A 24,658-nucleotide genomic window follows, 5' to 3' on the forward strand; every position below is an offset into this window, starting at 1 on the left:
GGCGTTAAGCTGCCGCATCGGAATTCTCCGCAGCAATCGATTGGAGCCAAGCAATCCCGCTCGTGGTGCGGAAGTCACAGTTTCATTGCATAATTTGCACTTCGCATATCGCCCCCTTGCCGCGCTGCGAAAAATCCTGACATGAAGCCTTGGAATGCTGCGTCAGTACGAACTTGTCGAACGCGTGAAGGAATACGCGCCCCAGGCCGATGAGGCCCTGCTCAACCGTGCCTATGTCTATACGGTGCAGAAACACGGGACGCAGAAACGCGCCAGCGGCGACCCCTATTTCAGCCACCCGGTCGAAGTCGCGGGCCTGATGACCGAGTTGAAACTCGACCAGCAGACGATCATCACCGCGCTGCTCCACGATACGGTGGAGGATACCCTCGCAACGATCGAGGAGATCGAGAAGCTGTTCGGCCCCGACGTCGCCCGGCTGGTGGACGGCGTTACCAAGCTCTCCAAGATCGACGTGATGACCGAGAACGAGCGCGCGGCCGAAAACCTGCGCAAGTTCCTGCTCGCGATGAGCGAGGATCTGCGCGTCCTGCTGGTCAAGCTGGCTGACCGGCTGCACAACATGCGCACCCTTCATTACATCAAGAAGGAGGACAAGCGCCGCCGCATCGCCCGCGAAACCATGGATATCTACGCCCCGCTCGCCGAGCGCGTGGGCATGTACGAATACATGCGCGAAATGCAGATGCTGGCGTTCGAGCAACTCGAACCGGAAGGCTATGCCACGATCACCGGCCGGCTTGAGCAGATTCGCAGCGAGGAGGGCGGCCAGGTTGATTCCATCGCCCTTTCCATCAAGCAGGCGCTGGCCGAAGCGGGAATGAACGTCGAGGTTTCGGGGCGCGAGAAACACCCCTACTCGATCTGGCGCAAGATGGCGGAACGTCACGTCACCTTCGAGCAGATCACTGACATCATGGCGTTCCGCGTCCTCACCGATACGCCGGAGGAATGCTACAAGGCGCTCGGCATTCTCCACCAGACCTGGCAGATGATCCCGGGCCGCTTCAAGGACTACATCTCCACTCCCAAGTCCAACGGCTACCAGTCGCTCCACACGGCGCTGATCTTCGAGCGCTCGATGCGCATGGAAGTGCAGATCCGCACGCGCGAGATGCATCGGACGAACGAGTTCGGCCTCGCTGCGCACTGGGCCTACAAGCAGGGCGGGGCGCGACCCGACGGGCAGGTCGGCTGGCTGCGCGACCTGATCGAGATCGTCGACGCCAGCCACGACGCCGAGGAACTGCTCGAGAACACCAAGATGGCGATCTATCAGGATCGCATCTTCGCATTCACACCCAAGGGTGCGCTGTTCCAGCTTCCCAAGGGTTCTACGGCGGTGGATTTCGCCTATGCCGTCCATACCAATCTCGGCAATGCGGCGGTCGGCGTGAAGATCAACGGCCGCCACATGCCGCTGCGTACGCAGCTTGCCAACGGCGATGTGGTGGAAATAATCAAGAGCCCGAATTCCGAGCCGCAGCTTTCGTGGCTGGGCTTCGTCGTCACTGGCAAGGCGCGCGCCTCCATTCGCCGCGCCGTTCGCGCGAAGGAACGGCAGGAAGTGGCGGAGATCGGCGCCAAGCTGCTCGACGAGATCATGGGCCGCCTGCCTGGCCGCATCGGCAAGAAGGCGATCGACGGCGCCATCCAGCGTCTCGACATGCGCGACGACGAGGACCTAATGTTTGCCGTTGGCTCGGCGCGTCTTACCGACCGTCAGGTGATGGAAGCGCTGGTGCCGGGCAGCACCGCCGAATTACCCGATGACAGCGATTGGGCGCATACCGAACGCGCAATCTCCATACGCGGCCTGACGCCGGGGATGGGTTTCGAACTGGCCGATTGCTGCCACCCGGTCCCCGGGGACCGCATCGTCGGCCTGCGGCGGCCGGATCACAAGGTGGAGGTCCATGCGATCGACTGTATGACGCTCGCCAGCGGTACCGATTTCGACTGGCTCGACTTGTCCTGGGGCGAGCGCACGACCGGCGCGGTGGGGCGCCTTAGTCTGGTGCTCTACAATCGGCCGGGCACGCTTGCCGAGGTCACGCAGATTCTCGCGACCAACCGCGCCAATGTGACCAACCTCCAGATGGTTCATCGCGACGAGCCTTTCGGTACGTACGAAGTCGATCTGGAGGTGAGCGACCTTGCGCATCTCACGCGGATCGTCGGAGCTCTGCGGGCGAGCGAGGCCGTTGCCGAGGCCGAGCGCATCTGACGGCGCGGTTCAGGGGTCAGTATTCCAGGCTGACCCCGACCTCGTCGCCTTCCGCCAGTCCTTCGGCGCGCCGCACGCTGGCCTTTACCGGGAGCAGCCAGCCACCGTCGGACTTGCTGGGAAATACCGAAGTGGCAAAACAGGTGTCGCCGATTCGTGCCTGGACCTTGAGCGAGCCGAAGCCGCGCGCCGTTCCTTCCAGCTTGCGCATCACGGCCGTGCCGGAGAGCGCCTCTCCTGCCTCGCCGTCGATAGTGACGAAGTGCCAGGTCCCATTGCCGGATCCCTCCGTCCAGCGCCAAAGTCGCCCGGTGTGGGAGAGCTGCTCGAGCAGCGTCACGGCCTGACCTCGCGGATCGGCACGGGAACGTTGCACACGTCCACGCCTCCGGCGGGCTGAATGTAGAAGTCGTCCTTCCGGTTTGCGCGCTTCTCGAGATAGGCTGCGAAACTGCGGCTGTCGGTGGAGAGGTATTCGTAGGTGGGCAATCCGGGCACCTCGCTGCCCATGCGGACGGAGCGAATCGCCACGCGCTCGGCAGCTGTCTTGTAGAAGCCGATCTCGCCGGTGCCGCGCGGCAGGGCGGAAAGGTTTTCCATTCCCGAGATCACCCGTCCTACGACGGCGATATTCCGGTCCAGTTGGCGCGGAGCCTGCCCGATCACGGCGTAGAGTTCTGCGCCGGTGCCGGTATCGGGCGAATTGTTCCGGCCCACGCCGACCCCGCCATAGCAATGGAGAGGCCAGGCCGCCGTGCCGCTCGCTCCAGGCCCCACACCCACGCCCACGGGCCAGCCATCGACGAACATCGTGCTGGCAGCGTAGGAATCCTTGCTCGAAATGCCGGCGCCTGCCTTGCCGATCGACGCTACGTATTCGTCCTCAGGCACGGCCGTGAGCCCTTTCGGCAGCGGCTTGGCCTTCGCCGGATTCTCGCCTTCCGGGTCGCCCCACTGCACCACATAATTGTCCTGAACGCGAACCACCGCGATCCCGTCGTACCAGCGTGCGGCAACGAGCTTGCGGATGTTGCCGGTCCAGCCTTGCGAGAACGGGGCCGGCATCAACTGGATCACCACGCGCCGGCCTTTCCCCGAACCGTCGGGCGCGAGGTCCATGACCAGGAGATTCGATGGTGCGATCCGCACCCAGTCCTTTGCCGGTGCCGCTGCGACGACATCGTTCGGAGTGCGCGCAGAAGGCCCTTCGTCCGCGAGCAAAGGGGTGGCAAGAAAGGTGCAAATCGCGAGCGCGGAAAAGAATTTGTGCATCAAGTGCGTGTGGCACGACCAGACGGCTTGCGAAACCCTTCGTCGCAGGCTAGGGCGCCCGCCTTACCAGTGCAATGCGGAGCGGTGGCCGAGTGGTCGAAGGCGCTCGCCTGGAAAGTGAGTATACGCCAAAAGCGTATCGAGGGTTCGAATCCCTCCCGCTCCGCCATTTCCCTCGAACAAATGTATTCCAGCCCGCAAGGGCCTGATCGCTGTGCTCGGGGCTCGGTGATTTCCGAGGTGCGCTTTGCGTGTGGCCTGGGTGATGCGATGAAGGGCGCTGCTGCTTCCGCCTGGAATTACTCGTTCAGAGTTTTCCGGTGGAATTTGCATTTTACCCACCCGGCATTTTTTCCGCGCTGCTTGGGATTTCCGAAGACCATGAAGAGGGCGCTACCCCCGGACGGGAGCGCTAAATAAATCCGAGGTGGGCTTCGGGGATATGCCGCGCAAAACTGGCGGAAACAGCCACTTTATCCGGCGCCATTAGGCGCCTTTGGAAAGGCTGTAGATGGAGGCCCGAGCCGGAATCGAACCGGCGTGCAAGGATTTGCAGTCCTCTGCGTCACCACTCCGCCATCGGGCCATCCGTGTGGAGAGAGGCGCCCCTAACAACGGATCGTGCGATGTGCAACGCAGATTCTCCATCAAGGTGAAATTAGTCGACAGGTTCGAACGTGAGGCTCCCGTTTATCGTGTCGGCGTGAGTCAGGCGGATGCGAACCAGATCGCCGGGGAAGGCCCCCGGTACACGGGCGCTGGCCATAACGGGGAGGTCCTGGAGTTGGAGTTGGACCTTCTCTTCACGAACGTCCGTCACTCTTGCGGTGAAGCAGGTGCCTTCCATATGCGCGAGCATGGTCGCCTCGGCGAGGTCGACTACGGCTTTTTCGATTCGGGAATCGCGTGAGGCGGCGCGGGCCATGATCCGGGGAAGGGTAGTGAAAGCTTCCGCCACTTCCCGAGGCACCGTCCGGCCTTGCGTGAGAGCGAGGACGGTGCGTAGGACGTAGCGGTCGGCGAGGCGCCGCAGCGGGGCTGTCGCGTGCGCATAGGGGGCAGCTATGGCGGCGTGCCATGGCAGTTCCTCGGGAACGAAAGGACGGTAACTGGCGCCTTGGCCGGAACGGCGGATCGCCAGCATGAACGCAGCCTCTGCGGGCCGCGAAGGGTTCAGGCGGCGTTGGAACTGGGCGAGGGGCATGGCGCCGGGCCAGTCCAAGTGAAGTGCCAGTGCCGTTGTGCGCAGCTTTTCCTCGCCCTTGGTGTCCGGCATGGCCATGATGCGGAAGAGGCCGGTCTTCGCATCCAGCATCGTTTGGGCGACCGCGAGATTGGCGGCAAGTGACAGCGCGGCGTTACGGCGCTCCGAGGGTAACTGGGGCCGAAATGCCAGGGTGAAGGCGCCCGATCCGTCAACTTCGACGACCTGCTCCGGCGGGTCCACCCTTTCGGCGCCGCGCCTGTCCTCGGCGCGATCGATCCGTCTGGCGATGTCGAGGAAACCGTCCGGCAGTTCGTCGTCGCGGACGGTTTCATAGGCCAGCTTGGCGCGGCTGCGGATCATGGCCCGTTCGGCGCCGTCCAGCTTCGCTTCGCCGGTGGGATCGATCCGCACGGTCAGTATCACGGCAGGGCGGTCTACCTGAGGTAGAAGGCTGGCCGCTCCTTCGCTGAGAATCGGTGGATAGAGGCTGGCCTTTCCATCGGGAAGGTAGGTCGTCGTGCCGCGATTCCAGGCTTCACGGTCGATCGGGTCACCATCGTTCACGAACCAGGCTACATCGGCGATGGCATAATGGAGCAGCCAGTCGGCGCCCGATGCCTCGATTGCGAATGCCTGGTCCAGATCCGTGGAGCTTGCCGGGTCGAGCGTGACGAAAGGGAGAGAAGTCCGGTCCGCATGATCTTGCGGCGTGCGAGCGGCTGCCGCTTGTGCGGCTTCCAGCGTTTCGGGTGGGAATGACTCCGGGACGGAGAACTGGGTCCGAATTCGCTCCAGCCCTGCACGAAGCAGGCAACCGGGATCGCGCAATGTCTTCATGGCGGTATTGGAGCGCAATATCGGGGGTGTGGCAAGCAGAGGCGGGCGCCTTGGGGGCAAGAGGATGCGGAACCAAACCGCCTGAGGGCACTTCCTGAACTGTTCACTCAGGCGCTAGGGTGCAGTCCCGGCATTCCCATTTCTTCACGGAGTTCGACCATGATCCTCGGTGCAGTCCTTGCGGGCGGCAAGTCCAGTCGCTTCGGTAGCGACAAGGCACTGGCCGAATTCGGCGGCCATACATTGATCGCACTTGCCGTAGATGCGCTTTCGGGCTGGTGCGAGCATGTTGTGGTGGTCGGCCGCGAAACCGCGCCGGCGCCCACGCTTCCGGATTGGCCGAGGAGCGGCATGGGGCCGTTGGGCGGCCTGGCCGCAGCGCTCCACCATGCGCGCGACGAAGGCTACGAGGCGGTTTTGAGCTGCGGGGTGGATGCTGCCGTCCTGCCGGACAACCTGCTCGAGCTATTGGGAAGAGGTCCTGCCTGCCTCGCAGGGCAGCCGGTCATCGGCCTATGGCCTGCCGCTACCTTGGAAGTGCTGGAAGCTCTGCTCCATAGCGAGGAGCGTCATTCCATGCGGCGGTTTGCCGAACTGGTCGGTGCGCGGCCGATCGAAACGGCGGTTCCGGTATCGAATATCAACACACCGCAGGATCTTGCGAGGCTGGCTCGAAAGGCCTGACGCATGTCCGGCGTCAGGCCTTTCGGCATCAGTGCGCGACTGCGCGAACCTTCACGGACGTCGGCGCCCCTTCGGTTTGCGCCGACGCTTCGTCGACGGGGCAACCATCTGGAACCCTCAGGCGGTAACCGCCGGAAGGCGAGGTTTCGATAACTCCGGCCAGCCCCACGAAAGCGAGCTTGCGGCGCAGGCGCGACATGTGGACAGCCACGCTGTTGGTTTCGGGCACGAAGCCCATGCGCCACACATCGTAGATGAGTTCCTGCTTGCTGACGAACTGGTCGAGCGAATCGGCCAGGCGCCAGATCAGAGCAAACTCACGTGGATTGAGATTGAGCGGCTTGCCGTCCCCGAATGCTTCGCGAGCGAGCAGGTCAAGGGTCAGTCGGCCGATCCGCCGGCTGCGGGGCAGCCATTGGGTGAACTGCACGAGTCGGTTGGCGCGGGCGCCAAGCTCTTCGATGCAGATGCGATCGGTCACCACATCGCCAAAGCCGATTTCGAGCAGTGACGTGCGTTCCCGCGCTTCCTGGACGCCCACGATCAGGACGCATCTGCGAACTTCCTGATGAAGCGACGATAGCAGGCGCATCCACTCGACACTGTCGAGTTCGGCGGCGTCTATCAGCCCGACGCAGTCGGACGATGGTTGCCCGTCTGGATCGAGTATCCAGCCGCAGCGTTGCAGGTCGAGTCTTTCAGGCATTGTCTCAGGCGCCAGCCATCGAAATCTTGGCGCGTGGCATTCGCTCTTTCCCAGATAGGTCATTCCCCCCCCAATCTGATCAGCCCCAGTGGTGTTAAAAGAAGTCTATATACTGGGCTATGTGCCCTAGGGAACAACACCTAAATTCTTACAGGCAGGCCATTGAACGTCTGTCATGGCCTGCCTGTAGTCCAAATCAGCCTGCCGGTGTGTTCACGCCCTTCGAGGCGAGGAAGCGCTTGATGTTGCGCGCGGCCTGACGGAGGCGCTGTTCGTTCTCGACCATGGCGATGCGGACGAAGCCTTCGCCGTCCTCGCCGTAACCGACGCCCGGCGCGACTGCGACCTCGGCCTCGGTGAGAAGCTGCTTCGAGAATTCCAGGCTCCCCATTTCCTTCAGCGCAGGCGGGAGGGGCGCCCAGGCGAACATCGAAGCCTTGGGGCTCGGGATGTCCCAGCCGGCACGGCCAAACGCCTCGACCATCACGTCGCGGCGCTTCTGGTAGAGCGCGCGGTTCTTTTCCACGATGTCCTGCGGGCCATTGAGCGCGGCGCAGGCGGCAGCCTGGATCGGCGTGAATGCGCCATAGTCGAGATAGGACTTCACCCGCTTGAGCGCGGCGATCAGCTTGGCGTTACCCACCGCGAATCCGACGCGCCAGCCTGCCATCGAGAACGTTTTCGACATCGAGGTGAATTCCACCGCGACGTCCTTGGCGCCGGGCACCTCGAGGATCGAGCGGGTCGGGTTGCCGTCGAAATAGAGTTCCGAATAGGCAAGGTCGGACAGGATCCAGACCTTGTTCTCCTTGGCCCAGGCGACCAGGCGTTCGTAGAAGGCGAGGTCCACCGTCTCGGCCGTCGGGTTCGACGGGTAGTTCACGATCAGGATCGAGGGACGCGGCACCGTAAAGGCCATCGCGCGGTCAAGCGATTCCCAGTAGCGTTCGTCCGGCGTGGTCGGCACCGAGCGGATCGTCGCCCCGGCGATGATGAAGCCGAACGTGTGAATCGGGTAGCTGGGGTTGGGCGCCAGCACGACGTCGCCCGGGGCGGTGATCGCCGTGGCGAGGCTGGCGAGGCCTTCCTTCGAACCCATCGTCATTACCACTTCGGTCTCGGGGTCGAGATCGACGTTGAAGCGGCGGCCGTAGTAGTTCGCCTGGGCGCGGCGAATGCCCGGAATGCCCGAGGATGCCGAATAGCCGTGCGCGTCTTCCTTGCGGGCGACTTCGCAGAGCTTGTCGATCACGTGGGCGGGCGGGGGCAGGTCGGGGTTGCCCATGCCGAGGTCGATGATGTCCTTACCCGCCTGGCGTGCCGCATGACGCATCGCGTTGACTTCGGCGATAACGTAGGGTGGCAGGCGCTTGATGCGGTAGAACTCGTCTTCCATGACCTCGGTGAATCCATAAAACACGCGGCGAGAAGTGCCGCGCGGGTTCCTGTAGGGGAATAAGGCCCCGGCGCAAATGGCCGATACGCAATTGTGCGACGTGCAAATGATGTCCCGCGCAACTTTTGTCCGGTTGGCGGCGGGCGGTGCAGTCGATAGGTATCGGAGGGAGGAGATTCGCCCGGGATCGCCCGCTGCAAATGGAGTTCGACCGCATATGGCGACCGACGCCACCGACCTGTTCACCGAGATGTTCCGGGGCCAGGCCCAGCAGGTCACTGGCCTGTTCGGGCAGCTTGTCCCGGCCGAAGGTACGCCCGAGGCCGAGACTGCCGTTCAGTGGGCCGAGATCGCCAGCCGCATGCATTCGATCTGGACCGAGTTCCAGGTGGAGCAACTCGGCAAGGCGAAGGGCACGCCGCATTATGCCGATCCCATGAAGTGGATTGCCACGGCCGAGGCGGTCGTGCGCCAGTTGCCGTTTTCCGATCCGCAGATCCAGCAGCGGCTGTGGGGCGAAGCCGTGGATCTCGTCAACGGGGTGCTCGGTCAGTACGGCCTTGGCCCGCGAGCCGGGTTGAAGCAGGACAACGGAGAGGCGCAGCCCGAACTGCCTCGCAGCGATCGCCGTTTTGCCGATCCGGAATGGCGCCGCCAGCCGTTCTTCGCGGTGCTTCACCAACTCTATCTGCTGTTCGCGGACGAGGTGACGCGCATGGCCGGGGCGGTCGAGGGGCTGGAGCCGGCGAAGAAGGCGCAGCTCATGTTCGCGGCGCGTGCGGTCGTCGATGCGCTGAGCCCGGCGAACTTCCCTCTGACCAATCCGGTCGCTCTGGAAGCCGCGAGCCGGACCAAGGGTGAAAGCCTGGTCCGCGGCTTCGAGAACATGCTCGATGATATGCGCAAGGGACAACTCACCCACACTCGGCCCGGTGCCTTCGTGTTGGGGGAGAACATCGCGGTAACGCCGGGCAAGGTCGTGTTCGAGACTCCGCTCTACCAGCTGATCCAGTATACGCCGACAACGGACAAGGTGCTCAAGACCCCGCTGCTGATCTTCCCGCCCTGGATCAACCGGTTCTACATCCTCGACCTCAACGCGAAGAAAAGCTTCGTGCGCTGGGCCGTTGAGCAGGGCGTGACCGTGTTCATGGTTTCGTGGAAGTCGGCGGATGCGGGCATGGCCGGTGTCGTGTGGGACGACTATATCGCCGCGCAGGTCGAAGCGATCGACCATGTGCGCGAAAGGCTCGGCGTACCTTCCGTTCATACCATCGGATACTGCGTCGCCGGAACCACGCTTGCTGCAACCTTGGCCGTGCTGGCGCGCAAGGGCGAGGCTGACAAGGTTGCCAGTGCCACCTTCTTCACCGCACAAGTCGATTTCGAGGAAGCGGGAGACCTGAAGAACTTCGTGGACGACCAGCAGATCGAGACGCTCGGCAAGCTTTCGCCCGAAGGTTATCTCGATGGGCGCTACCTTGCCGCCACGTTCAACATCCTGCGCGGCAACGACTTGATCTGGAGCTACGTCGAGAAGAACTACCTCAAGGGCGAGGAATATCCGGCGTTCGACCTGCTCCACTGGAACGGCGATGTGACGAACCTGCCGGCGGGATGGCACCGGGACTATCTGCGGGACCTCTATCGCGATAACCGGCTGGTCGTTGCCGATTCGATGCAGGCTTGCGGTGTCCCGATCGACCTTCACCGGATCGCTACGCCGGTCTATATTCAGGCGGGAAGCGAAGATCACATCGCGCCCCCGCAGAGCGTGTGGAAGCTCACCCACTATCTGGCAGGTCCCTGGACCTTCCTGCTTGCAGGGTCAGGTCATATTGCCGGCGTGGTCAATCCGCCCAGTTCGAACAAGTACCAGTACTGGGTCAACGATGCGCGGCCGGACACTCTCGGTGCTTTCATCGAAGGGGCTCATGAGCATCCCGGAAGTTGGTGGCCGCACTGGGCAGAGTGGCTGCGGGCGCTGGATTCGGCTGAGATTCCCGCCCGTGGAAAGCGGCGCCCCGGCGGCCGGGGGGATAAGGTGATCGAGGATGCGCCGGGCCGTTACGTGGCCACGCGCTGATTTTGCCCCATTGCGGAGACGGTCCGGAACTTTCGCATCCGGACCGGCGGTATCAATAGTGCCAGTCCGGCGCAGGAGTAGTCCCTTCGCCTCAGATTGCCGTGATAGAGCGCTTCGCAATTGCCGCGCGAAAATGGTGGCATCCAAGGATTTGTCCGTATTTTACTGAAACTTCGTTGCCGTTAAGCCGTTGCTTGCGGGACGATGCGTCGCCCATTCGCCGTTCGAAAACCCCGCGGGAGCCACAGTTCGCCGCGGATGCTGCGTTGCAACGTTTACGCTGCAGTGCAGCATGAGGGCATTGACTTCGCTCCTGCGAAATCATATTGTGCATTGCAACAAAGATATTTCCGAATCGCAATCTTTCAGCTTCGGGGCCCCATGGCGGAAAATTATCCGCCGCCTCATGATTGATCGCGATCCGCCCGAGACCCGTTTGCCAGCAGGAACGCAGGAACAGTCATATGGCCGGCCAGGAAGAGACGAAGGATGAGGTACTTGCTGAAAAGGCCTATGAGGCTGCCGCTGCAAAAGCGCCGGTAGAGGTGCCCAAGCCAGTGCCTCCTGCTCCGAAGAGGGAATCGGCAAAGCCCATCTCCGACATCGCGGAAGCGGCCGTTGAGCCGAAATCGGTTGTTGCCGCTCCTGCTCCCAAGGCCGAGCCGGCTCCAGCTGTTTCCAAGGCCAGCCCGCCTGCTGCTCCGAAAACTGCCAAGGCGAAGGTTGTAAAGGCAAAGCCTGCGAAGGCGCCGAAACCGGCTGTGAAGGTCCTGGCTGCGGCGAACCCGGCAAAGGCGCCCGTGGCCAAGGTCAAGGCTGCGCCTGCGGCAAAGATCGCTGCGGTGGCCAAGCCCGCCGCGCCGAAGAAAGTTGTTCCGGCCAAGCCCGTAGCGGCAAAGCCGGTCATCAAGGCCGCCAAGGCGAAGCCGGTCCTCGTGGCCGTGACGAAGCCTTTGGCGCCAAAAGCCAACGCGGCAAAAAAGACCGCTGAGACCAAGACAGTCAAGTTCGCAGGACTTTTCACACCATTCATGCTCGAGGAAAAAACGATGGACATGAGCGCTAACTTCGCCGGCTTCCAGGATGCCATTACCGAAGCTCAGACCAAGGCGAAGGCCGCATTCGAAAAGAGCGCTGTCGCGTTCGGCGAAGTGGGCGATTTCACCAAGGGCAATGTCGAAGCCGTGCTGGAATCGGGCAAGATCTTCGCTGAAGGCCTCCAGGGCTTCGGTTCCGAGTTCGTCGCTGAAGGTCGCAGTGCTTTCGAGACGCTGACCGGCGACATCAAGGAACTTGCCGCTGCCAAGTCTCCCAACGACTTCTTCAAGCTCCAGGGTGATCTGGCCCGCAAGAACTTCGACAGCGCCGTTGCCTACGGTTCGAAGAACAGCGAAGCCGTTCTCAAGCTGATGAGCGACGTGTTCGCGCCGCTTTCGGGCCGCGTTAGCCTCGCAGTGGAAAAGGCCCGCCAGACGGCTGCCTAAGCCGCTTTGGGTTATTTCGCAGCCATCATTTGACGGTCGGACGAGGCAACTCGTCCGACCGTTCTGCCGTCAATCGACGCAATCTTGGCGGGACATCTTGTTTCCCGGCGCTCCGATACGATATTCTGCCATCATGCTTTCCCCTGTCGTCGATTCCCAGCTGCCCCTTTCCGTGCCTGCGCACATCATGTCCGCGCGCGCCGAACGTGTGCTTTCCGCACCGGTGGGAGCGGGAGACGATCAGGATCCCGATCGGGGGGGCGGTGACGACGATCAGCTCGGCGTCGCGACCAAGACGCGGGCCAAGCCGAAAAAGCCGAGCCAGTTCAAAGTGCTGATGCTCAATGACGATTACACCCCGATGGAATTCGTGGTGCTGGTCCTCAAGCGTTTCTTTCACATGGACCTGGAGCAGGCGACGCGGGTCATGCTTCATGTCCATCAGAAGGGCGTCGGCGTATGCGGGATTTTTCCTTACGAGATCGCCGAAACCAAGGTGAACCAGGTGATGGATTTTGCCAGGCAGAACCAGCATCCTCTCCAGTGCACGCTGGAAAAGGCCTGAACGGCTGATTCGCCTGATCCGGTCAGGGCGTGGTGGCCTTGCCGGGCGGGACCTCATACTTTTCGGCCAGAGCGCGGAAGAGAGCGGCGATGATCGCTGCTGCGGATGATTGTGCCGTGGCTTCTGCGGACGGTCCGCTATTCGGTAACGTCACTTCCGCCCAGTCGTGCAACGGGTTGAGCGATTCGATGCGCAAGAGCGCGCCGACAGGCAGCAACGCTATCGCAGCGCCGGCACAGTCGTTCCTGCCCAGAAGCCTCGCGGCTTCCCGTTCCTGAACATTCCAGCTTTCCGGGTTCGCAGGCCGCCGCCAGCGACCCAGGACCAGCATCGCTTCGCGGACGATTATCGGAGTGTCCGATCGTGTTGCGGCTTGCGCTCTGGCGGCAAAGTGCCGAAACCCGTCGGTAAGGCCTGGTATGGCGGCTTCAGGCGGGCTTTGGGGAATGGGGGGCTGGGGGATGGCTTCAGGATTGTCGGACGGCATGGCGGCTTTCGTCGGGGGGCGATGCGAGTGCGGGTGAGGCCGCTCGCGGGGATCGCCCCATTCGGCGGAAGGTTGACGCTGGCAACGTGAAACGGGCTGATTTAACCGTGAAATGGCGCAAGGTCGGGCGCGCCCGGGCGGCGAAGCTTTTGGGGGCTCCGTCCGCCGCATCCGAATGCCCGTTTGTCGCTCTACAACGGCCTGCGCGAATGTTCCCTCCGCTTGCAAAGACAATTCGCTTTGCCCACTCGCGCCAAGCCGTTAAGGGCTGGGAGCACGATTTTCTCACGACGCCCCGGTGAACCTCTCAGCGTGAAATTCTTCAGCGCCATCGATCGCTATATCTTCCGCCTCGTGCTGATGCCGATGCTCGGCATTTTTCTGCTCGCGGCATCCTTGCTCGTGCTCGACAAGATGCTGCGGCTGTTCGACTTCGTGGCGACCGAAGGCGGGCCGATCGGCGTCGTTTTCAAGATGCTGGCAAACCTGCTGCCGGAATATGCGAGCCTTGCAATTCCGCTGGGGCTCATGCTCGGTATCCTGCTCGCATTCCGCAAGCTCGCCACGTCGAGCGAACTCGACGTCATGCGTGCCGTGGGCCTCAGCTACACCCGCCTTCTGCGCGTGCCCTATATCATCGCTCTGGTTCTGGCAGCGTTGAACTTCGCGATCGTCGGATATCTGCAGCCGCTGGCGCGATATTACTACGAAGAGCTGAACTACGAGCTGAAATCGGGTGCGCTGGGAGCCTCGATCAAGGTCGGTGAATTCACTTCGCTCAAGGACCGGATCGCGCTGCGCATCGACGAAAGCCGTGACAACGGGCGTCGTCTCATCGGTATTTTCGCCCGCGTCGCGAACGAGAAGGGCCAGGTGCTTTCGATTTCTGCGCGGGAGGGGCAATTCCTGGCACTCAAGGGGGCACCTGATACGATCATCCTGCGGCTCGATCAGGGGCAGATCATTCAGGACATGCCCGGCAAGGAGCCGCGCGTCCTGTCGTTCACGCGTCATGACCTGCCGATCGAACTTCCCCAGATCGAGAAATTCCGCCAGCGCGGCGGGCAGGACCGTGAATATCTGCTGCCCGAACTTGCCAAGCTCGGCTGGAATGACAGCCTTCCCAAGGAGGAGCGGGTCTCGAGCCAGGCGAATTTCAACTATCGCATGGTTGAGGTCGTGATGATGTTGCTGCTTCCGCTTCTGGCGGTGGCTCTGGCGATTCCGCCGAAACGCTCTACGTCCGCGCTGGGCCTGTTCGTCTCTATCGTCATGGTCGTCGCCTATCACAAGGTGAACCAGTACGCGGCCGACGTTGCCTCCCTGGGCAAGATCAATCCGATTTTCGGGCTTTGGGGACCGTTCCTCATGCTCTCCGCGCTGATCCTCTGGATGTACTGGCGGGTTGCCTACGTCCCCGGCGGTCAGGCCATCGGTTGGCTGGAGAAGGGCGTCGAGATTGTCGTCAAACGCCTCAAGTCCCTGTTGAAGCGCCGCCAGAGCGGACCGCTCCTGCCTGAACCCGCGGACCCTTCCTGAGATGCAGTTCGAATTCTTTCCCTCGCGCACCCTGACCTGGTATCTCGCGCGGCTGTTCATCACCCGCATCCTGGCGGTGCTGCTGATGCTGGTTCTCGTGCTTCAGGTCCTCGACCTGCTGGGCGAAAGCGGAGACATCCTGGCTTATCCCGGTAACGGCGAAGCCCAGCTGTTCTACTATGTGACCTTGCGGATACCGCAGCTCGTCGCGCGGTTCCTGCCGTACTCGGTGCTGCTGGCGACGATCATCACGCTCGCCACGCTGAACCAGAACAGCGAGGTCATCTCGATGAAGGCGGCGGGTCTTTCGGCGCATCAGGTGCTGGCACCCCTGATTCTCGCCGCGATGGTGATTTCCGTGGGTAGCCTTGCCTTCAACGAGCGCGTGGTCACACGTGCCTCGGCGGCGCTCGATGCCTGGCAGGCCGTGAAGTACGGGCCTGTTCCCAAGGACACCAAGGCGAAGGTGAATCTCTATCTGGCCGACGGGCAGGACTTGCTGATGGCGGCGAGTCTATCCGGGAACGGCAGCCAGATGACGCTCAACGGCGTGACGTTCTATCGCCGCGATGCGAACGACATGGTTGTCGAGCAGCTGCGTGCGGACCGCGCGACATACCAGAACCCGGGCTGGCGTTTCGAGAAACCCACCCGTTTCGAAGTGGCGACGACCACGACGACGAAGCTCGCCTCCGCCACTGTCGCCCCGGGCATCACGCCGGCGAAGATCATGATCACCAATGTCGATGCCGATTCGGAAAACCTGTTCGAACTCTCCGCTTCGATCGAAGCCATGAAGGTCGCCGGACGGCGGACGAGCGAGCTTGAAGCCGCGTGGTGGCACAAGCTTTCCGGGCCGTTCTCCTCGGTGCTGATGCCGCTGCTCGGCGCAGTTGCCGCGTTCGGTCTGGCGCGGTCGGGCCAGCTTCTGATCCGCGCGGTCATCGGCATGGCTCTGGGCTTTGCCTATTTCGTGCTCGACAATGCAGCGCTGGCGATGGGTAACTTCGGCGGCTATCCGCCGTTGATCGCGGCCTGGGCGCCGTTCGTGCTCTTCGCCCTCATCGGTGAGACGGTGCTGATCCGAACCGAGGAATAGCCCGTCTTCTTCCAACATCACCGGATATGAAAAAGGGGCCTCGCGCGGATTGCGCGAGGCCCCTTTTTCTTTCTTGTCCCAACGGACGATCAGCGCGTTCGCATGGTGCTTTGGATCAGGCGTCCGACCAGCGGCATCAGGCCGGGGTAGTTCGCCTTCGCGTAAGTGGAATCGGTTCCCAGTTGCCGGGCAAGGCGGCGATGGGCTTCGGCCAGCGAGTGATATGGCATCGAGGGCAGGAGATGATGCAGCGCATGATAGCGCAGGCCCACCGGCGCCCAAAGTTCGGAGAACTTCGCGGGGGGCGGAACGTTCACCGAATCGAGGTACTGCGCGGTCACCGTCATGGCGTCGCCGTCGTTCTCCCAGAGGTGAGCGACAAGGGTGCGGACCTGGTTGAGGAATGCGGTGAGTGAAACCACGCAGAGCGCGATCAGCAGCGGGCGCCAGCCATATGCGGCGCTTGCGGCAAGCACGGCGATGGCCCAGGCCGAACAGCCAACTTCCTGCCAGAAGACCATGCGAGCGAACTTGCCCTCAGCGGGCCGCCGGCGGAACTGCGGGTTGATGGCGAGCGCGGACGCACGCTCCCACACGAGCTTGCGCAGCGGCGGGATCACGGCGCCCAGCGGCACCAGCACAGCCGAGCGGATCAGCAGCGCCACCGGCAGCAGGATCGCGGTCAGCGCGAAGACCGGCAGGCTCCAGGGCTTCATCAGCGCCAGCGGCAGGTACTCAGGGTCCTCCACCGTGCCATAGCGCGTGCGGGTATGGTGGATGGTGTGCACGTTCTCGTACATCAGAGACGGCGTGAGCAGCGGTATGCCGACCAGCAGGTTCCAGCCGAAGCGGAAGCCGGGCAGGGCATCGCGGTGAATATGGCTCAGTTCGTGAATGAACAGCAGCGCCCGGTAGAGTCCCAGCGCCGCCAGCAGGCCACAGCCGAGCGCCGCCCAGGTGTTGTCCACCAGGATTGCACCGGCCAGCGCACCATAGCCGACCGCGGCCGAGGCCAGCATGTCGGGCCAGTAGATTTCGGGCCGCGCGGCCGAGATGTCGCGGGTCAGTTCGACTGCCGCGCGCAGCATCGCCTTGTCGTCGGGAATCTCCGACGAACGCGGGCGAGCAGCAGCTTCGCGCGGTGCGGTGGGTGACAGGTCGATGGCTTCCTGGGCAATCATACAATCGGGTCCAAAGTTCAGGGCGGGCCCGAAAGATCGGTGCAAGCCCAAAGTCTCGGGGCAAAATTGGCCCCGGTGCGTGTTTTGCAGCGGCACTGCCGTGCGGTCCTGCTTGACAAGGTGACGGGACCGACCGCAGGTCGCGATCCAAGCATTCCCCATATAGCGGAACAAAGGCAGGATCGTGGCCAACGCCGAACTAGTCATCACACCCGTTTCCAGCAAGGCCGACCGCATCGCCTTTGTCGATTACGCTTATCGGCACAATGCGGCAGATCAAAACTGGGTACCCAACCTGCGCTCGGAAGAGATTTCCAAGTTCACGCCGGGCAAGAACCCCTTTTGGGACCATGCGCGCGGCCAGCTTTTCCTGGCAAAGCGCGGTGGTGCCGTCGTCGGGCGCATTTCGGCGCATATCGATGAACTGGCGCTGAAACAGCCGCCTGAGCAGGGCATGGGGCCGGGAACCGGCAACTGGGGCGCCATCGAGGCGGACGATGAGGCGGTTGCGAGACTGCTTATCGAAACGGCCGAGAACTGGCTGCGCGAGCAGGGCATGACCCGGGTTCTGGCGCCGATGAACCTTTCGGTCTGGGAAGAGCCCGGCCTTCAGGTGCGCGGGTTCGATCATCCGCCGATGGTGATGATGGCGCACCACGATTCGGCCTATCAGCCATGGATCGAGGGTGCGGGCTATGACCGGGTGAAGACCCTGTTCACCTACGATCTGGACGTGACGAAGAATTTCCCCCCGCTGATCCAGCGCATCGTCTCCTCGGGCGAGAAGAACGCCAAGATCCGCATCCGCGAAGTGGATCCCAGTCGATTCGACGAGGAAGCGGCGCTGATCTGCGACATCCTCAACGATGCCTGGTCGGACAACTGGGGCTTCGTGCCCTTCACTGACCGCGAGATCGCCTACACCGGAAAGGCGCTCAAGCCGCTGGTTCATCCCGAACTGATTCGGATCGCCGAATACGAAGGTGAGCCTGTGGCATTCATGATGACCTGGCCCGATCTCAACCAGGCACAGAAGCGGCTGAACGGCACCAAGGGCAAGCCGTCGATCCTCGGGCTCATCAAGTTGCTGCTCTGGCTGCGCAAGCCGAAGCCGGCCGACATGCGCGTGCCGCTGATGGGCGTGCGCAAGAAGCTGCAATCCTCGCGTCTGGCCAGCCAGCTCGCCTTCATGATGATCGAGTACATCCGCCGGTCGGCCACGGCGAAGTTCGGCGCCAGGCGCGGCGAGATCGGCTGGGTTCTCGAAGACAACCAGGGGATGGTCGCCATTGCAGGGGCCATCGACAGCAAGGTGAACCGCGAATACGCGATCTACGAAAAGGCACTCTGAAACGGGCGGCGCGGTTGCCGGGCCGTGCGCCGGGGCTTATTGCTGCGGCGCAGGCTCGGCGGCGGCGGCTTCCACTTCGGCGGCGGCAGCGGCTGCGGCATTGGCCGTGTCGTCCTCGGGCAGGGCTGCTTCCGTGGCGCTGCTGCGCGGGAATGCCGAGCCGGAGCCCGAGTAGGTCGGCGCCGCCAGCGGCGATTGCGAACGCACGGTATCGTAAGGCAGCATGTCGTCGCTGACGGAGCGGGGCAGGAGCTTCGCGCCGCTGGCGGCCTTTTCGCTTGGCGCGTCCTGCTGGTTGCAGCCGCCCAGGGCGGTGCCAGCGGTCAGGGCGAGTGTCAGTGCGGCCTTGGGCAGCATCCGGGAAAGACGGGTCATGCTGGCTGCTCCGGTGGGCATGGGCGGTCTAGCGCGGCGAGGAAGGCGGGCGCGCGGGCGATCAGGGCTTCGTCCCAGGTCGCGAACTCCACCGTGCGTCCAAGGCGCGCAAGGCTGGTGACGCCGAACTCGTCGATCCCGCAAGGAACGATGCCGGTGAAATGCGACAGGTCGGGTCGGATGTTCACCGCGAAGCCGTGCATCGTCACCCATTTGCGGATGCGCACGCCGATCGCGCCGATCTTGGCCTCGCGCCCGTCCACGTCCTGGGTCCAGATGCCGATCCGGCCTTCGCTGCGGAAGCTTTCGACTCCGAAATCCTTCAGCGTTTCGATCACCCAGCCTTCGAGCCCATGGACGAAGCCGCGTGCGTCGCGGGCGCGTTTGCGCAGGTCCAGCAGGACATAGGCCACGCGCTGGCCCGGCCCATGATAGGTATAGCGCCCGCCGCGACCGGCCTCCACGACCTCGAAGCGCGGATCGAGCAGTTCGGTCAGGTCGGCGCTGGTGCCGGCCGTGTAGACGGGAGGGTGTTCGAGCAGCCATACCAGTTCGCGCGCCTCTCCGGCGGCGATCCGGGCGTTGCGCTCGGTCATTTCGTCAAGCGCGGCGCGGTAGGGCACGGGTTCGGCGCTGATCCGCAGTTCGATATCACCGGGAAGCGTGTCGGGAAAAGTCATGCCGCGTTGCGTGGCGTCATTCCCTGCGGTTATCAAGTCACTTTGAGGCGCCGCGCTAACATGGCGCCCTCGAACGGCGTATCAGGAGCATCTATGAGGTTCGACAGCAACAAGGCCTGGAGCCAGGCGTCCCTGGCGGTTTCCGCCAATCGGGAGGTGGTTCTGGCACTGGCGGGCGTCTTCTTCCTGCTGCCGCAACTCGTTTTCGCGATCTTCTTCCCGCAGCCGGAAATGGGCTCGGGGCTGAGCGAGACGCAGGTCGTCGAAGCGGTGAGGGCCTATTGGAACTCGGTGCTGCCGGTGATGATCCCGGTCGCCCTGCTTCAGGCGCTGGGCACGCTTTCGCTGCTCTGCCTGCTCGACACCGATCGCCGCCCGACGGTGGGAGAGGCGATTCGCTCCGGCCTGAAGGGCCTGCTGCCCTACCTGCTGGCGCAGATCGTGGCCGGACTGGCGCTGGCCATGGTCGCCATGGTCGTCGGCGGCGTTCTGGGCGTGGCGGGCGGGAAGGCCGGTGCGGCCATCGGCCTCGGCCTTGCGCTGATTCTCGCCATCGCGATCGGCGTGCGCCTGTCGGTGACGGCGCCGGTCGTCGCCGTCGAAAAGACGCTCAACCCGATCGCGGCGCTGGCTCGATCCTGGGCCCTGACCAAGGGGAACACGGGCAGATTGCTCGGCTTCTACGCCCTGCTGATGCTGGCGATGATGGTGCTGATGATCTTCGCCAATGTCCTGACGCTGCCGATCGCCTTGCTGGCTCCGGCCGAAGTGGCGCGCGTTGCGGGAGCAGTGCTCGAATCGATCCTGGCAACGATCATGGCGCTCTATTTCGTTGCGGTGATCGGGCAGGTGCATCGCCAGCTTGCCGGCCCTTCGCCCGAGCGGATAGCGGGCACGTTCGAATAAGCCGAAAACGAAAAAGGCCGGCGCCATGGCGCCGGCCTTTTTGTGTGAGGAGGCAGGAAGCGCGCCGCAGGGCGCTGCCTCAATCCTCGTCCTTCCAGCCCCAGAACAGGAAGCAGGGGGGGACGTTGATCGGCTCCATGCCGTTGTCGATCCGCGTGAAGTGGCGGGCCATGAATTCGCGCGCCTTGGGCGTGAACTGATAGACCAGGAACGCGCCGCCCTTGCGGATGACGCGGTAGGTTGCCGAAGCGATCGCCGGACCGACACCGTCGGGCAGGGTCGAGAACGGCAGGCCCGACAGCACGTAGTCCGCCTTTTCGTGGCCATGGGCGCGCACGATATCTTCCACGTCGGCGGCCGATCCGAGCACCGCGATGAAGCGGCTGTCCGTGATCGTGCGGCGCAGATAGTCGATGAACAGCGGGTTCGTGTCGATCACGATCAGCTGCCCGTCGCGACCGAGGCGGTCCAGCACCGGGCGGCAGAACGTGCCGACGCCGGGGCCGTATTCGACGAAGAGCTTGCAGTTGGCCCAGTCGACTGGACCCAGCATGCGGTTGATCGTGAAACGCGAGGACGGGACGATCGAGCCGACCATCACGGGATTGCGCAGGAAGCCTTCAATGAACACGCCCCATGGTCCGAGGCTGTGTTTGATCTTCCGCTTGATCCGCTGGGGCAGCGCCTCTCGGGCAAGCTCGGTACTGGTCATGCTGGCGGAAGCTCTCGCTTAGTTGTCGTCCGGCGAAGGGCGATTCGGTGACAGATCGGGGCCGATATTGCAAGCAAGCGTCGGCCCAATGTTACGGGGGAGTTACAGAATCTCGTGGACCTTTTCCTGCGGACGGCACAGCCGCACGCCCTTGTCGGTCTCCACCAAAGGACGCTCGATCAGGACGGGCTCCGCAGCCATGGCGGCCAGAACGGTGCCGTCGTCGGCATCGGGGAGGCCGCGCTCCGCTGCATCGGTGCCGCGCATGCGCAGGCCCTGCTGCGGCGAAATCCCGGCGTCCCTGTAGAGCTGGCCAAGCTTTTCCGCCGAGGGCGGGTTCTTCAGATACTCGATCACTTCCACTTCGGCGCCGGGCGTTTCCTGAAGGATCGCCAGCGTCTTGCGCGAGGTGCCGCAATTGGGGTTGTGCCAGATGGTCGCCTTCACGGGCGTGTCTCCTGTTGTCCTTGGGAAGTCGTTTGCAGCGGCGCCATGGCCGGGACCGCGCGTGCGGCATCCTGCGGCGAGATGCCGGGCGCGGGCGCGGCGCTCAGCGTTTCCTCGCGGCGCATGGCCCGGCCGGCGCGCTGAACGGCGGCGATCAGGCGCGGATAGACGCCGCAGCGGCAGAGGTTGGGGATCGCTTCGCGGATTTCGGCATCGCTGGGATCGGCATTGCGGGCGAGCAGCGCCGCACCGCCGATGACGATGCCGGGCGTGCAGAAGCCGCACTGGATCGCCTGTTCGGCGACCATCGCCTGCTGCATCGGGTGCGAGCGATCGGCGGACAAACCTTCGATGGTGGTAACGAAGCGCCCTTCGCATTCGCCCAGCGAGACGAGGCAGGAACGCAGCGCCGCGCCGTCGACCAGGACCGTGCAGGCGCCGCAATCTCCCACGCCGCAGCCGTACTTGGTGCCGGTGAGGTTCGCGCCGTCACGCAGGCCCCAAAGCAGGGGCGTCTGCGGGTCCATGGCGATTTCGACCGGGTGATCGTTGACGGTCAGGCGCGGCATCGGCCCTCCTTATGCGCGCACGCGGCAATGCGCCAGTGCGGCATGTGCGGCGGAACGGTGCTCATGCACGGCCTGTCGCCAGTGCCCGCGCCCAATCGCCGCGCCCGGCCGCCAGCGCATCCTCCGCTGCCGACTGCCAGTCGTAGGCCACGGCAACCAGCTCGGCGCGCCATTCCCCCTCCGCGCGCTCGATCACGGCATAGCGCGCATGGGGCGATCCGCTTTCCATCACGTGCGGATAGGGGTGGTCATCGTCGTAGGCGGGCAGGCCCACGGAGCCGGGATTGACGACCTGACGTCCGTCGGCAAGGCGGACGCTGCGCGGCAGGTGCGTGTGCCCGCAAAGGATCATGGCGGCATCGAGGCCGGCAACGCGGGCTTCCACTTCCGCCATCGTGGCCTGACGGCAGCCGCCCGGCTCCACGGTTTCCAGCAGATATTGCAGGTCGCTGCCGGGCGATCCGTGGCAGGCGTAGAGGTCTTCCTCCAGCCAGAGCGTATCCGGCAGCGCAGCCAGCCATGCACGGTGGTGGTCTTCCAGCCTTGCATCGGCGTGCGCGTCCGACAGGCCCATGCGTTCGCGCGGCAGTTCGAGCAATTGCCGTTCGTGATTGCCGCGAATCGTCTCGAGGCCGAGCGCCATCAGGCGTTCGGCGGTCCGGGCGGGCTGGAGCGGGCCGCTCAGGATGTCGCCCAGATTGACGATGCGCGTGATGCCGCGTGCCGTCACGTCCTCCAGCACGGCATCGAGCGCGCGCAGGTTGCCGTGGATGTCCGAGAGGACCGCCAGGCGCATCAGCGCAGGGCTACCCGCACGCCTGCCCAGAATGTGCGCGGCGTGCCAAGGTCGATGGAGCCGTCCTGATTGCGGGTCACGATGTCCTCGTCGGTCAGGTTTTCGGCGCGCAGCACCAGCGAGACCGGGCCTGTGACAGGTACTTGCACATAACCGTCAAGCGTGGTCGCGGCGGGGAGGACGTAGCTCTGGAGGTCGTCCTCGTATTGCGCGCCGACATGACGCAGCGTGGCCGCGAAGCGCCAGCCATCGGCCGGCAGCCAGGCCAGCGTCGCGCTGGCGGCGAACCTGGGGACTTGCGCCGGGCGTTTTCCGTCAAGGTCGGGATCCTGCGCCCTGACCTTGGCGTCGGTCCATGCCAGCGAACCGTCGAACCTGACCTTGCCGAGATCGAGTGCGGCCGCCGCTTCCAGTCCGCGTGCATGGACGGAATCGACATTTTGCCGCTCGCGCTGGTTGGTGGCCACGGTGACGTTGGCGATGGCATCCTTCACCTTGTTGTCGAAGGCCGTGAGCGAAAGCGTCAGCGCTTCGAACGGATGGATGTCCACGCCCGCCTCGTAACCGCGCAGGCGTTCGGGCTTGAGGTCGGGGTTGGCCTGGGTCGTTACCGGGAAGACCACGAAGGGGCGGTAGAGTTCGTTGAGCGTGGGCAGGCGCATGCCGGTATAGGCCGCGGCGCGCAGGCTGACGGCCTTGCCCGCGTTCCAGACGAGCCCGCCCCGCGCATTGCCCATCCAGCCGGAGCGATCGGCATAGGCGCTGTCCTGCGTCACCGCGCCTGCGGGGCTGACCGAACGGTAGAAGCCGTTCCGGATCGTCCAGCGGTCCGCCCGTCCCCCGGCGGTGATGACGAGGTCGCCCAGCGTCCAGTCATCCTCGATGTAGAACCCGAGGTCGGACTGGTTGCCGCCCGCACGGCGCACGGCCGTGAAGGCGCCGGTTGCGTTGTACGGCAGTTCGAGCAGGTGGCCTTCGGTCAGCCTCAGGTCGGTGCCGATGCGCAGGACATGATCCTTGCCCACCGGCGGGCGCAGTTCGGCCTTGCCGCCTATCGCCGTGGTCGGCGTGCGGCGCTGGTCGAGCGTTTTCCTGAAGGTGCTGGAACTGATGACGACGTTCGAGAAATCCTGCGCCTGGACGTAGCCCAGCACATCGAACTGCCAGTCTCCCCGGCCGACCAGACGGAGCGAGGCCTGCTGCCCGTCGGAGGTGGAATCGGCGCCCTTGAAGCGCAGGCTGCGGGTATCGCCATACGCGAGGGCGGATGCCTGAAGTTCCACGTCCGCGTTCAGCGGTGCCACGGCCCGCAGCGATGCCGACCAGCTGTCATAGGCGGCGCGCGACGATGCGGGCACGCGCTGGCTGGCGGGGGTCGTCCAGAAACCTTCGCCCCGGTCCCACTGCACGCTGGCCACGAGGTAGCCCGCGCCGAGTTTGGGTGCGGCACTGGCCGACGCCTGTGTCTCGCCCCGGTCGTTGACGAGCGCGATGCCCTGAAGCGCGCCGATCTGGTCCGGCCCGGCGCTGGTCATCTCGATGGTTCCGGCGACGGCGCCGGCTCCGAATGCTCCGGAACCGCCGCCGCGCGTCACCCGGATCGAGGAGAGTCGTTCGGGGGCGATGGCGCTGAAGGGGATGTAGCCGAAGAACGGGTTCGCCACGGGCACGCCGTCAAGCAATACCAGCGTCCGGCTCGACGCATTGCCGCCGAGCGCGCGCAAGGTTGCGCCTTGCGACGAGGGGTTGGCCGAGCGGCTGTCCGAGCGGCGGAATTGCGCGAAGCCCGCCACCGAGTTGAGTACGTCCTCAATCCGTCCCGAGGCGCTGGCGATCACCGCGTCGCGCTCGATCGTTTCCACGTCGTAGGCAGGTGTCGCCGGGCCGGATTCCAGGCCGTGGCCGGTGACGATGATCGGCCCGGCAGGCTCCGCGTTTTCATCGGCAAGAGCAGGCGCGGCAAGCAGCAGCAGCGGACAGCCGGCAAGCAGGCCGCCCACGAGCCGGAAGGAGCGTTGATACGTCATCTAT

23 protein-coding genes and 2 tRNA genes are annotated in these 24,658 nt (G+C 64.1%); 10 read left to right on the forward strand and 15 right to left on the reverse strand.

Annotated elements, in window-relative coordinates; translation table 11 throughout:
• Nucleotides 1-154: 154 nt before the first annotated feature.
• Entirely contained in the window at nt 155-2,248 is a 2,094-nt protein-coding gene (locus U9J33_RS04760) for a RelA/SpoT family protein (RefSeq protein WP_185997986.1), read from the forward strand.
• A 16-nt stretch (nt 2,249-2,264) separates the two neighbouring features.
• Here the strand turns inward: U9J33_RS04760 and U9J33_RS04765 are convergent, their stop codons facing one another.
• Nucleotides 2,265-2,588 (reverse strand): DUF1905 domain-containing protein, encoded by a 324-nt coding sequence (locus U9J33_RS04765; RefSeq protein WP_420719861.1) that lies wholly within the window; start codon nt 2,586-2,588, stop codon nt 2,265-2,267.
• Complete coding sequence (locus tag U9J33_RS04770) at nt 2,585-3,520, reverse strand: peptidylprolyl isomerase (protein ID WP_324698225.1); 936 nt, start codon at nt 3,518-3,520, stop codon at nt 2,585-2,587. Before U9J33_RS04770 ends, U9J33_RS04765 begins: the two co-directional genes overlap by 4 nt.
• A gap of 78 nt (nt 3,521-3,598) precedes the next feature.
• Between U9J33_RS04770 and U9J33_RS04775 the strand changes: the two genes are divergently transcribed.
• Nucleotides 3,599-3,689 (forward strand) — tRNA-Ser (locus U9J33_RS04775).
• 343 nt (nt 3,690-4,032) lie between these two features.
• On the opposite strand, the gene U9J33_RS04780 is transcribed toward U9J33_RS04775, so the two are convergent.
• Together U9J33_RS04780 and U9J33_RS04785 are read right to left on the reverse strand one after the other, a co-directional pair.
• Nucleotides 4,033-4,106, reverse strand: a tRNA-Cys gene (locus U9J33_RS04780).
• Nucleotides 4,107-4,178: 72 nt separating this feature from the next.
• The gene (locus U9J33_RS04785) at nt 4,179-5,564 is read right to left on the reverse strand and encodes an RNB domain-containing ribonuclease (RefSeq protein WP_324698227.1); all 1,386 of its coding nucleotides are present in this window, start codon (nt 5,562-5,564) and stop codon (nt 4,179-4,181) included.
• A gap of 159 nt (nt 5,565-5,723) precedes the next feature.
• On the opposite strand from U9J33_RS04785, the gene mobA reads away from it, so the two are divergent.
• On the forward strand, nt 5,724-6,248 hold the full coding sequence (gene mobA, locus U9J33_RS04790; protein ID WP_185997983.1) for a molybdenum cofactor guanylyltransferase: 525 nt from the start codon (nt 5,724-5,726) through the stop codon (nt 6,246-6,248).
• A gap of 28 nt (nt 6,249-6,276) precedes the next feature.
• Here mobA and U9J33_RS04795 read toward each other — a convergent pair whose 3' ends face one another.
• The gene (locus U9J33_RS04795; protein WP_324698230.1) at nt 6,277-6,954 is read right to left on the reverse strand and encodes a response regulator transcription factor; all 678 of its coding nucleotides are present in this window, start codon (nt 6,952-6,954) and stop codon (nt 6,277-6,279) included.
• A gap of 196 nt (nt 6,955-7,150) precedes the next feature.
• The gene (locus U9J33_RS04800; protein WP_054440116.1) at nt 7,151-8,350 is read right to left on the reverse strand and encodes an LL-diaminopimelate aminotransferase; all 1,200 of its coding nucleotides are present in this window, start codon (nt 8,348-8,350) and stop codon (nt 7,151-7,153) included.
• 217 nt (nt 8,351-8,567) lie between these two features.
• Between U9J33_RS04800 and U9J33_RS04805 the strand changes: the two genes are divergently transcribed.
• The 3 genes from U9J33_RS04805 to clpS all read left to right on the forward strand — a co-directional run bounded on the left by U9J33_RS04805 (nt 8,568) and on the right by clpS (nt 12,485).
• Complete coding sequence (locus U9J33_RS04805) at nt 8,568-10,436, forward strand: class I poly(R)-hydroxyalkanoic acid synthase (protein ID WP_324698232.1); 1,869 nt, start codon at nt 8,568-8,570, stop codon at nt 10,434-10,436.
• Between the two features lie 410 nt (nt 10,437-10,846).
• Nucleotides 10,847-11,920, forward strand: a complete 1,074-nt coding sequence (locus U9J33_RS04810; protein WP_324698234.1) for a phasin family protein — start codon at nt 10,847-10,849, stop codon at nt 11,918-11,920.
• Between the two features lie 187 nt (nt 11,921-12,107).
• Nucleotides 12,108-12,485 carry an ATP-dependent Clp protease adapter ClpS gene (gene clpS, locus U9J33_RS04815; RefSeq protein ID WP_324698236.1) on the forward strand — a complete coding sequence of 126 codons (378 nt, stop codon included), beginning with the start codon at nt 12,108-12,110 and terminating at the stop codon, nt 12,483-12,485.
• A 22-nt stretch (nt 12,486-12,507) separates the two neighbouring features.
• On the opposite strand, the gene U9J33_RS04820 is transcribed toward clpS, so the two are convergent.
• Nucleotides 12,508-12,816: a hypothetical protein gene (locus U9J33_RS04820; protein WP_324698238.1), complete on the reverse strand. Its 309-nt coding sequence runs from the start codon at nt 12,814-12,816 to the stop codon at nt 12,508-12,510.
• Nucleotides 12,817-13,284: 468 nt separating this feature from the next.
• Between U9J33_RS04820 and lptF the strand changes: the two genes are divergently transcribed.
• Together lptF and lptG are read left to right on the forward strand one after the other, a co-directional pair.
• On the forward strand, nt 13,285-14,511 hold the full coding sequence (gene lptF / locus U9J33_RS04825; RefSeq protein ID WP_054439920.1) for an LPS export ABC transporter permease LptF: 1,227 nt from the start codon (nt 13,285-13,287) through the stop codon (nt 14,509-14,511).
• Nucleotide 14,512: 1 nt separating this feature from the next.
• On the forward strand, nt 14,513-15,610 hold the full coding sequence (lptG, locus tag U9J33_RS04830) for an LPS export ABC transporter permease LptG (RefSeq protein WP_185997981.1): 1,098 nt from the start codon (nt 14,513-14,515) through the stop codon (nt 15,608-15,610).
• Nucleotides 15,611-15,699: 89 nt separating this feature from the next.
• Here lptG and U9J33_RS04835 read toward each other — a convergent pair whose 3' ends face one another.
• The gene (locus U9J33_RS04835; protein ID WP_185997980.1) at nt 15,700-16,791 is read right to left on the reverse strand and encodes a fatty acid desaturase family protein; all 1,092 of its coding nucleotides are present in this window, start codon (nt 16,789-16,791) and stop codon (nt 15,700-15,702) included.
• A 184-nt stretch (nt 16,792-16,975) separates the two neighbouring features.
• On the opposite strand from U9J33_RS04835, the gene U9J33_RS04840 reads away from it, so the two are divergent.
• Nucleotides 16,976-18,142 carry an N-acetyltransferase gene (locus U9J33_RS04840; RefSeq protein ID WP_132469499.1) on the forward strand — a complete coding sequence of 389 codons (1,167 nt, stop codon included), beginning with the start codon at nt 16,976-16,978 and terminating at the stop codon, nt 18,140-18,142.
• Between the two features lie 36 nt (nt 18,143-18,178).
• Here U9J33_RS04840 and U9J33_RS04845 read toward each other — a convergent pair whose 3' ends face one another.
• Both U9J33_RS04845 and lipB read right to left on the reverse strand, forming a co-directional pair.
• Nucleotides 18,179-18,517 (reverse strand): hypothetical protein, encoded by a 339-nt coding sequence (locus U9J33_RS04845; protein WP_292636172.1) that lies wholly within the window; start codon nt 18,515-18,517, stop codon nt 18,179-18,181.
• Complete coding sequence (gene lipB / locus U9J33_RS04850; protein WP_185997979.1) at nt 18,514-19,197, reverse strand: lipoyl(octanoyl) transferase LipB; 684 nt, start codon at nt 19,195-19,197, stop codon at nt 18,514-18,516. The genes U9J33_RS04845 and lipB overlap by 4 nt, the downstream gene beginning before the upstream one ends.
• 93 nt (nt 19,198-19,290) lie before the next feature.
• Between lipB and U9J33_RS04855 the strand changes: the two genes are divergently transcribed.
• Nucleotides 19,291-20,103, forward strand: coding sequence for a hypothetical protein (locus U9J33_RS04855; RefSeq protein ID WP_054439929.1), 813 nt, complete (start codon nt 19,291-19,293; stop codon nt 20,101-20,103).
• A 79-nt stretch (nt 20,104-20,182) separates the two neighbouring features.
• Here the strand turns inward: U9J33_RS04855 and U9J33_RS04860 are convergent, their stop codons facing one another.
• From U9J33_RS04860 to U9J33_RS04880, 5 genes are all read right to left on the reverse strand, one after another.
• Nucleotides 20,183-20,815 (reverse strand): class I SAM-dependent methyltransferase, encoded by a 633-nt coding sequence (locus tag U9J33_RS04860; RefSeq protein WP_054439932.1) that lies wholly within the window; start codon nt 20,813-20,815, stop codon nt 20,183-20,185.
• Between the two features lie 102 nt (nt 20,816-20,917).
• Complete coding sequence (locus tag U9J33_RS04865) at nt 20,918-21,262, reverse strand: arsenate reductase family protein (RefSeq protein ID WP_054439934.1); 345 nt, start codon at nt 21,260-21,262, stop codon at nt 20,918-20,920.
• Nucleotides 21,259-21,831 (reverse strand): (2Fe-2S)-binding protein, encoded by a 573-nt coding sequence (locus tag U9J33_RS04870; protein ID WP_054439936.1) that lies wholly within the window; start codon nt 21,829-21,831, stop codon nt 21,259-21,261. Before U9J33_RS04870 ends, U9J33_RS04865 begins: the two co-directional genes overlap by 4 nt.
• Before the next feature lie 61 nt (nt 21,832-21,892).
• A complete protein-coding gene (locus U9J33_RS04875) occupies nt 21,893-22,627 on the reverse strand; it encodes a metallophosphoesterase family protein (RefSeq protein WP_324698248.1) in 735 nt (244 codons plus the stop codon).
• Entirely contained in the window at nt 22,627-24,654 is a 2,028-nt protein-coding gene (locus tag U9J33_RS04880) for a TonB-dependent receptor (RefSeq protein ID WP_132469498.1), read from the reverse strand. Before U9J33_RS04880 ends, U9J33_RS04875 begins: the two co-directional genes overlap by 1 nt.
• Between the last annotated feature and the right edge of the window lie 4 nt (nt 24,655-24,658).

Origin of the sequence: Novosphingobium sp. RL4 (assembly GCF_035658495.1) — a bacterium.
GTDB lineage: Bacteria > Pseudomonadota > Alphaproteobacteria > Sphingomonadales > Sphingomonadaceae > Novosphingobium.

Excerpts from the sequence above, each read along its gene's own strand:
- U9J33_RS04760 (WP_185997986.1), top strand. The coding sequence starts at position 155 with ATGCTGCGTCAGTACGAACTTGTCGAACGCGTGAAGGAATACGCGCCC.
- U9J33_RS04770 (WP_324698225.1), bottom strand. The coding sequence starts at position 3,520 with ATGCACAAATTCTTTTCCGCGCTCGCGATTTGCACCTTTCTTGCCACC.
- U9J33_RS04785 (WP_324698227.1), bottom strand. The coding sequence starts at position 5,564 with ATGAAGACATTGCGCGATCCCGGTTGCCTGCTTCGTGCAGGGCTGGAG.
- mobA (WP_185997983.1), top strand. The coding sequence starts at position 5,724 with ATGATCCTCGGTGCAGTCCTTGCGGGCGGCAAGTCCAGTCGCTTCGGT.
- U9J33_RS04795 (WP_324698230.1), bottom strand. The coding sequence starts at position 6,954 with ATGCCTGAAAGACTCGACCTGCAACGCTGCGGCTGGATACTCGATCCA.
- U9J33_RS04800 (WP_054440116.1), bottom strand. The coding sequence starts at position 8,350 with ATGGAAGACGAGTTCTACCGCATCAAGCGCCTGCCACCCTACGTTATC.
- U9J33_RS04805 (WP_324698232.1), top strand. The coding sequence starts at position 8,568 with ATGGCGACCGACGCCACCGACCTGTTCACCGAGATGTTCCGGGGCCAG.
- clpS (WP_324698236.1), top strand. The coding sequence starts at position 12,108 with ATGTCCGCGCGCGCCGAACGTGTGCTTTCCGCACCGGTGGGAGCGGGA.
- U9J33_RS04820 (WP_324698238.1), bottom strand. The coding sequence starts at position 12,816 with ATGCTGGTCCTGGGTCGCTGGCGGCGGCCTGCGAACCCGGAAAGCTGG.
- lptG (WP_185997981.1), top strand. The coding sequence starts at position 14,513 with ATGCAGTTCGAATTCTTTCCCTCGCGCACCCTGACCTGGTATCTCGCG.
- U9J33_RS04835 (WP_185997980.1), bottom strand. The coding sequence starts at position 16,791 with ATGATTGCCCAGGAAGCCATCGACCTGTCACCCACCGCACCGCGCGAA.
- U9J33_RS04845 (WP_292636172.1), bottom strand. The coding sequence starts at position 18,517 with ATGACCCGTCTTTCCCGGATGCTGCCCAAGGCCGCACTGACACTCGCC.
- lipB (WP_185997979.1), bottom strand. The coding sequence starts at position 19,197 with ATGACTTTTCCCGACACGCTTCCCGGTGATATCGAACTGCGGATCAGC.
- U9J33_RS04855 (WP_054439929.1), top strand. The coding sequence starts at position 19,291 with ATGAGGTTCGACAGCAACAAGGCCTGGAGCCAGGCGTCCCTGGCGGTT.
- U9J33_RS04860 (WP_054439932.1), bottom strand. The coding sequence starts at position 20,815 with ATGACCAGTACCGAGCTTGCCCGAGAGGCGCTGCCCCAGCGGATCAAG.
- U9J33_RS04870 (WP_054439936.1), bottom strand. The coding sequence starts at position 21,831 with ATGCCGCGCCTGACCGTCAACGATCACCCGGTCGAAATCGCCATGGAC.
- U9J33_RS04875 (WP_324698248.1), bottom strand. The coding sequence starts at position 22,627 with ATGCGCCTGGCGGTCCTCTCGGACATCCACGGCAACCTGCGCGCGCTC.
- U9J33_RS04880 (WP_132469498.1), bottom strand. The coding sequence starts at position 24,654 with ATGACGTATCAACGCTCCTTCCGGCTCGTGGGCGGCCTGCTTGCCGGC.